The organism is Oleiphilus sp. HI0132, assembly GCF_001635845.1.
Window position 1 is genome coordinate 1 of record NZ_LWGJ01001720.1, and the last position, 1,277, is coordinate 1,277.

General features: G+C 43.7%; 2 protein-coding genes. Both read left to right on the plus strand.

The genetic code is table 11. The features are described 5' to 3' along the window. A partial coding sequence (locus A3766_RS26295) for a DUF3450 domain-containing protein (RefSeq protein WP_068643290.1) occupies positions 1-534 on the plus strand: 534 nt, incomplete at its 5' end. 4 nt (positions 535-538) lie between these two features. Beyond that, positions 539-1,277: DUF3450 family protein (locus tag A3766_RS26300; protein ID WP_156509157.1), on the plus strand; the 739-nt coding region annotated here is incomplete at its 3' end.

A 1,277-nucleotide genomic window follows, 5' to 3' on the forward strand; every position in this document is an offset into this window, starting at 1 on the left:
CATCAACAACAGATACATTCTCGCCAACAAACAACGTTGATTGACTATGAAGGCCAGCTATCGCAAGTATCGCAAACAGAGAACAGTTTGATACCAATGCTCCTGGAAATGATTGACTGGATTGATACGCAAGTAAATAACGACCTAGCTTTCCACCAACATAAGAGACTGGCACGTATCGCGGCACTCAAAGAAAAAGCATTTAACCCGGAAATACCGATAAGCCACCTTTACCACTCAGTGCTTGAAGCCTTTCAGATTGAAAACGAGTTTGGCTACAGCATTGAGTCATATCAGCAGGAGATCATAATTGATAACAAAGAAGTGGAAGCACAGATACTTCGGGTTGGGCGTATCGGAATGTATTTCCTCAGTCTTGATCAGCAAAGCGCTGGCTATTGGAGCCAACAAAAGCAAAGCTGGCTTCTGGCGAGCCCCGCCCTTCTTGAAAATGTTGCGCAAGGTATTAAGGTAGCCAAGAAGCAGCTTCCACCTTCCCTTTTAACACTTACTGTTGAAGCGGACGGAAATTAATACTATGAAACACCTCCAAAGCGCATTCATTATTTTCTGCCTGCTGACAACTCCTTGTTTGGCTAACGCTAGCACCGAACCGAACGGTAATCCGCAAAACACATTAAATAAGCTGTACCAAAAGATACAACAAGAAAGAACTCAGCAGGCTCAATCAAACCAAGCCCGAGAACGATCTTTTCAGCAACAAAAGCAGCAACAAAAAGAAAAACTTGCGGCCCTTCAAAAGGAGCTTTCCAATAAAAGAAAGGAACTTAAAACCCTCAACCAGACTGTTAGAAAAACCGAACAAAGCATTGACGATGCAAAACATCAGTTAGCAGAACGAAGTCACGCGCTAAAAGACCTGTTCTCTGTGTGGAAGCAAGCTGTTAAAGATGGTCAGTCGAATATGGAGGCCTCCATTATTAGTCATGAGTCACCTGCAAAGCTTGAAACATTTCGCATGCTGGCAACTAAAACAGCACTCCCCGACTCAGATGACTTAAGAGCCCTTTTCGAGCTACTTCAATATGATATTCAGCAAAACCGCCAAAGCCACACCTACCAAGGTGAAGTAATTACAGTAGATGGCCAGCGAAAACAGACGGTTATCCAACGCATTGGTACGTTTACCACGACCAGCGAAGGTAATTTTCTTGTTCACAACCCGGCGAATAACACTCTAAATACGCTTCCAATACAACCAAATTCAAAATACCAAAGAGTCGTTGAGCAAGCCGAATACCAGGCTCTAAGTCCCA